A 5,929-nucleotide genomic window follows, 5' to 3' on the forward strand; every position below is an offset into this window, starting at 1 on the left:
CGCCTGCGCCGGAGCCACCGTCATGGCCTGCCTCGATGCCGCGGGCGCCCGGTCGGGCGCGCTGGAAGGCGCACGCGTCCTCATCGCGGGGTTGGGCATGCTGGGGGTCAACGCGGTCGCCGCGGCCCGGTGGTACGGGGCGGCGGAGGTCAGAGGGTCTGACCCCGATCCGAGTCGCGTGGAGGTCGCCCGCCGCTTCGGCGCCACCGCCGACGGCGCCGGTGGCCCGGTCGACGTGGCGGTGGAGCTGTCGGGTACCCCCGCCGGGGTCGCGACGTGCCTGGACGCCCTCGACGTGGGTGGAACCGCTGTCCTCGCGGGTTCGGTCGCCCCGTCCGCGCCGATCATGGTCGATCCCGAGCGGATCGTCCGGGGCCTTCACAGGGTCGTGGGCGTGCACAACTACGAACCCGTCCACCTGGACCTGGCACTGCGACTGCTCGCGGACACCACCGGCAGTCTCCCGTGGGACGACCTGGTCGACGGCCCCCGTCCCATGGCCGAGGTGGCGGCGGTGGCCGCGGGAGTGGAACCGGCGGCCGCCGGTAGACTCCGGGTGGCGTTGCGGCCCGGAGACTAGCCCGGGTGGCGGGACCGCCGGAGGTGGAAGGCGTGACGGCAGACCGGGACGCGGGCGTGGCGCGGATCGAGGACGCGCTGGTCGCTGAGATCGCCGATCAACCCGACGGCACGCTCCTGCCAAGCGAGACCCGCCTGATGCGCCGTTTCGGCGAATCCCGGTCGGTGGTCAGGTCCGCGATCGGAGGGCTCGAGCGTCGCTTCCTGGTCCGGCGGGTCCAGGGCCGCGGGACCTTCGTCAACCGTCGGGTGGAGTACCCCATCTCCTCGGCGGTCGAGCCGTCCTTCCACGGGATCGTCTCGGCGAGCGGGGCGACCGCGCGCGTCGTCACGCTCTCGCACCGGGTCGAGGTGGTCGACGACGACAGGGCGGCCGCCCTGGGAATTTCCCCCGGTGATCAGGCCATCCGGCTCGAGCGACTCGGCTACATCGACGACGCGCCGGCCTGCTTCTTCGACGAGTGGGTGACGGGCGACATCACCACGGATTTGCAGACCGCGCTGCGCGTGGTGGGTTCGCTTGGCGAGGTGATCCGCGGAACCGGCGGGCAGATGCGACGTGAGCGGTTGAGCGGGAGCGTCGACGTGGCCCCACCCGCCGTCTGCGCCCGTCTGGAGATCGACCCGTACACGCACACCTGGTTCGTCGAGTCCCACAACGTCGATGCCGAGACCGGCCGTCCGCTCATGGTGAGTTACGCCTGGACCAGAATCGACCGGGTCCGCATGGTGTTCGGTCGATGATCGGCGTCCCCCTTCACGGCGCGCCGGACATCCTCGTCACGGGGGCGGACGTGGTGACGGGCGATGAGGTCGTGCCGGCCGGCGCGATCGAGGTCCGCGACGGTCTGATCCGGTCGATCGGCCCGGCCGTCGGCCGGGGCGTGCGCACGGACCTCCCGGTCATCGACGCGACGGGTCTGATCGTGCTGCCCGGGTTCGTCGACCTCCACTGCGACGGGTTGGAGGGCGAGATGCGTCCCCGACGCGGAGCCCCCGCGGTCGCCGCCGACTCAGCCTTCCTGTCCTTCGAGTCGCGTCTCCGGGCGGCGGGCGTCACCACGGTCTTCCACTGTGTCGGGGCACGCGAGATGACCGCGCACGGCGTCCCGGTCGCTCCGGGGTCGTGGCGGGCGGCGCACGGCCGCATCGCCGCGGCGGACTCGACTGTGGTGGACCACCGCGAGATGGTGCGGCTGGACATCTTGTCGCCCTCGGCGGTCGAGGAGCTGCGAGAACTCCTCGACGACCGCCCGGCCGGTGCCGACCCGCTCGCGGTGAGCCTGGAGAACCACTCGCCCGGTCAGGGGCAGTACCGAGACCCCGGCGTCCTCGCCGACTACGTGGTGGCCACCGACGGCGTGGGCCGTCAGGAGGCGCTCGCCCGTGTGGAGTTCCTCCACCGCCGCCGCGAGGCCGGTGACGCGGTGATCGCCCGGACCCTCGAAGCCGTGCAGGAACTCGTGGCCGCCGGTCGAGTCGTTCCCGTCGGCCACGACCCGGACACGCGGGAGGCCGTGGACGCGCTCGTCGCGCGGGGCGGCCGGATCGCCGAGTTCCCCATCACGGCCGAGGTGGCCGGGTACGCGATCGCGCGCGGCCTGGGCACGGTCGTCGGCGCGCCAAACCTTCTGCGCGGAGGGTCGCACGCCGGCAACGTCTCGGCGCTCGAACTGGTCTTCGGCGGGATGGCCACCGCCGTCGCCTCCGACTACCATCCCGGTGCACTGGTCGGTGCGCTGGCCGTCCTCGTCACGCCCGTCGAGGAGGGTGGGGCCGGCCTGACGCTGCCTGCGGCGTCCGAACTCCTGTCCGCGGGCCCGGCTCGCCTTGCGGGGCTGCATGACCGCGGGTCGTTGGTGCCCGGGATGCGGGCGGACCTGGTGTTCGTCGAGCCGCGTCCCGGCACGTCGGTTCCGCGCCGGGTGGTGGGGACGCTCACCGCACGCACCGGGCCCGCCGTCTGAGCCGCCCGCGGCGGCCGCCACCCGAGGCGATCACCACGCGTGCGCCGCCTCGGTGGCAGCTTGTCGGGCGACCTGAAGGTTTTGCCACGATTCGTTCATATCCGGTACGACCACCGAGCCCGTTGACGTCGCTCACGTTGGCCAGTCTCAGGAATGCCCACCAGCGCATGACCCGAGAGGATTCCAATGCGACGAACACTGACCGCGGGCATGGCCACCACGGCCCTGCTCGCCCTACTCGCTCCCGCGATCCCGGCCGCGGCCCAGCCGGCTGCGAGCCCTCTGCCGTTCGCGGAGAACTTCGACAGCCTGTCTTCCCAGCTCCAGCCGCGGGTCGACGAGACCACCATCCCCGAAGACCTCCTCGGCTGGACGGACTCCGCGCCGGCGGGATGGACCGTGACCAACCTGCCGTCGATCGAGGACGCCGGGAAGACCGAGTGGCGGGGGTGGACGTTCGCGACACCCGAGTTCTGGGCGGCCGCGCAGTCGGCCCAGGGGCGCGAGAATTTCACAAAGGCGAGCGGGGTCCTCGCCGTCGCCGACAACGACGAGTGGGCCGACGCCTCGGACGTCCCCGGCAGCGGGGACACCACCCTCTGGGAGAGCACACTCACCTCGCCCACGATCACCGTGTCGGGGAAGACACAGGTGCACGTGAACTTCGACTCCAGCTACCGGCAGACCCAGGAGCAGGTCGGCGCGCTGGACGTCCGCTTCGACGGTGGCGAGACCGTCCGATTGTTCGAGTGGAGCACCGAGTCCCTCGGCGACCAGACCTACCTGGAGAACAAGACGGTCACCGTGCCGGTCGAGGTGCCGGCCGGTGCGACCTCGATGGAACTCGACTTCGTGATCGAGGACGCCCACAACGACTGGTACTGGGCGTTCGACAACCTGTCGGTGGACGACGCGCCGCGTGAAGGCGCCGAAGGACCGATGCCGCCGCCGCCACCGAGCCCGTCCGATGTGCCGGACGGCATCAGTACGAACAAGTCCCTGTTCATCGACTTCGACGGCGTACGCCTCGACGAACTGCGGAACTACCACACGCCGAACATCGACGCCCTCATCGAGCGCGGCTCGTTCGGCGTCTCCTACATGCACGACAACGCGCTCGGCCCGACCGTCTCGGGTAACGGTCACTCGAACATGCTGACCGGCGTGTGGAGCGACAAGCACAGCGTGGAGGACAACACCTTCACCGACATCAACATCGAGCAGTACCCGAGCTACCTCGACCGTTTGGAGACCGCGAACCCGGACTTCTCGACGTTCTCCACCCTGGACTGGACGCCGATCAACACCTACATCATCGACGCCCCGGACGTGAAGCTGCAGCAGACCGGCGCAGGCACCAAGATCACCGATCAGATGAGCACCGATGCCGCGGTCGAGGCGCTCACCACCCGCAACCCGGACGCGCTGTACGTGTACCTGCACGACGGTGACGCGGTGGGCCACTGCTGCACGGCCGAGTCGGTCGAGTACAAGCTCGCCATCGAGAACCTGGACCGGCGCGTGGGTGAGTTGGTGCGGGCCGTCGAGGCACGCGAGACCTACTCCGAGGAGGACTGGCTCATCATCGCCTCGACCGACCACGGCTTCACCGGCACCGGTCACGGGGGCGACCAGCACGCGACCCGGAAGGTGTGGACGCTGGCCGCCGGCGGCGACATCCCGGCCGGGCCCGCCGACCGCGAGTACCGCCAGGTCGACGTCGCGGCGACCATCCTCGACCACATGGGCGTCGAGGCGCAGCCGGAGTGGGACCTGGACGGGATCCCGATCGGGACGCCGTCGACCGACCCCTTCGACACGGTGAAGGACGAGCTGGGCCCGGTCGTGGACGAGCCGGCCAAGAACCCCGACGCCGGGGGCTGGACCAAGCAGACCCCCGAGGGGTGGAGCATCGACGAGCAGACCGAGGGCGGCGTCACCGAGTACCGCGGCTGGTCGTTCGCCTCCGGAGAGTTCTGGACGACGAGTCAGGAGGGTGAGGGCCGGGGTTCGTTCGTGCGGGGTCGCGACGTGGTCGCGGTCGCCGACCCCGACGAGTGGAGTGACGCCGGCGACCCGGCCGGCGCCTTCGACTCGACCCTGTGGTCGCCCTGGCAGCGCGTGGACGCCGGCGCCGACATCGATCTCTCGTTCGTCAGCCACTACAGACAGCACGCCGATTCCACTCAGCACGCGCAGGTCGTCGCCGAGTTCGACGACGGCACGCGGACGGTCCTGTGGGAGCGGGGTGCGGATGCCGGAGCCCGCTTCGACATCAGTGCCGTGGAGGAGCTCACGACCACGGCGCCCGAGGGCGCCACGCAGGTGCGCATCGGGTGGAGCCTGACCACCGAGTCGCCTGAGACGGCCGGATACTGGGGCGTGGACGCGCCGGAGATCCACACCGGGTACACCGGTGCGCCAGAGGAGCCGGGAGAGCCGGGGCAGCCCGAGGAGCCTCAGGTCCCCGGGACCGGCTCCCTGGGATCGCTCGGCATGTTCAGTTCGAACGGGGCGTCGACCTCCCCTGGGTCGCCCGACGCGCTGGGCACTCTGAGCGCCTTCGGGGTCACGCGCCCGTAGTCAGCGCTCATAGCCACGCGCCCGCTGCTCGACGGCCACCCGCCGCCGCTCCGCAGGCACCCGCCCGCAGTCGCCGGACCGTCGTGTCCGCCGACTGCGGGCGTCGGCCGTTCAGCCCCGGAAGGGCTCGGCCTTCTCCTCGGGGTGCTCGACGAAGTTCTCGAGGCCCTCGGCGACCAGCTTCTCGCCGTGCGCCTTGTCCCGCCACTCGCCCGGGGTGACGTGCTTGCCCGGCTCGAGGTCCTTGTAGTGGAGGAAGAAGTGCTCGATGGCCTTGAGCTCGAAGTCGGGGACGTCACCGATGTCCTGGATGTGATCCCAGCGAGGGTCCAGGTCGGGCACGCACAGCAGCTTGTCGTCGCCGCCGGCCTCGTCGGACATCGTGTAGACGCCCACGACGCGGGACTTGACGATCACGCCCGGGTACACGGACTCGTCGAGCAGCACGAGGGCGTCGCAGGGGTCGCCGTCGTCGGCGAGGGTCTTGTCGATGTAGCCGTAGTCGGCCGGGTAGCCCATCGAGGTGAAGAGGAACCGGTCGAGGTAGATCTTGCCGGTCTCGTGGTGGATCTCGTACTTGTTCCGCGAACCCTTGGGGATCTCGATGGTCACTTCGACGGTCACGGGCTACCTCACAAATCGTCATGCTCCGGAACCCGAGACGGCTCTCCCGGGCAATTCGGGGTGATTCTAGTAGGCGCCACCGGCGTCGGGGGTGGGCGCCGTCACGCGGGCCGCTAGCGTGGGGCGGTGCGGACCGCGCGGCGTCGGCGACCGCCGCCTCCCGGCGGTGGTGGCGG

The 5,929-nt window shown here is 70.9% G+C and carries 4 protein-coding genes and 1 pseudogene; 4 read left to right on the top strand and 1 reads right to left on the bottom strand.

The features are described 5' to 3' along the window. The 4 genes and pseudogenes from G6030_RS05545 to G6030_RS05560 all read left to right on the top strand — a co-directional run. Nucleotides 1-580: pseudogene (locus G6030_RS05545) on the top strand (zinc-binding dehydrogenase); the annotation flags it as partial. A 32-nt stretch (nucleotides 581-612) separates the two neighbouring features. Next, nucleotides 613-1,323, top strand: coding sequence for a GntR family transcriptional regulator (locus tag G6030_RS05550; protein ID WP_182642460.1), 711 nt, complete (start codon nucleotides 613-615; stop codon nucleotides 1,321-1,323). Then, on the top strand, nucleotides 1,320-2,546 hold the full coding sequence (locus tag G6030_RS05555) for an alpha-D-ribose 1-methylphosphonate 5-triphosphate diphosphatase (protein WP_182642461.1): 1,227 nt from the start codon (nucleotides 1,320-1,322) through the stop codon (nucleotides 2,544-2,546). Before G6030_RS05550 ends, G6030_RS05555 begins: the two co-directional genes overlap by 4 nt. A gap of 186 nt (nucleotides 2,547-2,732) precedes the next feature. Beyond that, nucleotides 2,733-5,129, top strand: a complete 2,397-nt coding sequence (locus tag G6030_RS05560; protein WP_182642462.1) for an alkaline phosphatase family protein — start codon at nucleotides 2,733-2,735, stop codon at nucleotides 5,127-5,129. Nucleotides 5,130-5,240: 111 nt separating this feature from the next. Here G6030_RS05560 and G6030_RS05565 read toward each other — a convergent pair whose 3' ends face one another. Next, on the bottom strand, nucleotides 5,241-5,753 hold the full coding sequence (locus G6030_RS05565) for an inorganic diphosphatase (protein ID WP_182642463.1): 513 nt from the start codon (nucleotides 5,751-5,753) through the stop codon (nucleotides 5,241-5,243). Nucleotides 5,754-5,929: the final 176 nt, after the last annotated feature.

The sequence above is a fragment of the Dietzia sp. E1 genome (assembly GCF_014145015.1).
Taxonomy (GTDB): Bacteria; Actinomycetota; Actinomycetes; order Mycobacteriales; family Mycobacteriaceae; genus Dietzia; species Dietzia cinnamea_A.

Excerpts from the sequence above, each read along its gene's own strand:
- G6030_RS05555 (WP_182642461.1), top strand. The coding sequence starts at position 1,320 with ATGATCGGCGTCCCCCTTCACGGCGCGCCGGACATCCTCGTCACGGGG.
- G6030_RS05560 (WP_182642462.1), top strand. The coding sequence starts at position 2,733 with ATGCGACGAACACTGACCGCGGGCATGGCCACCACGGCCCTGCTCGCC.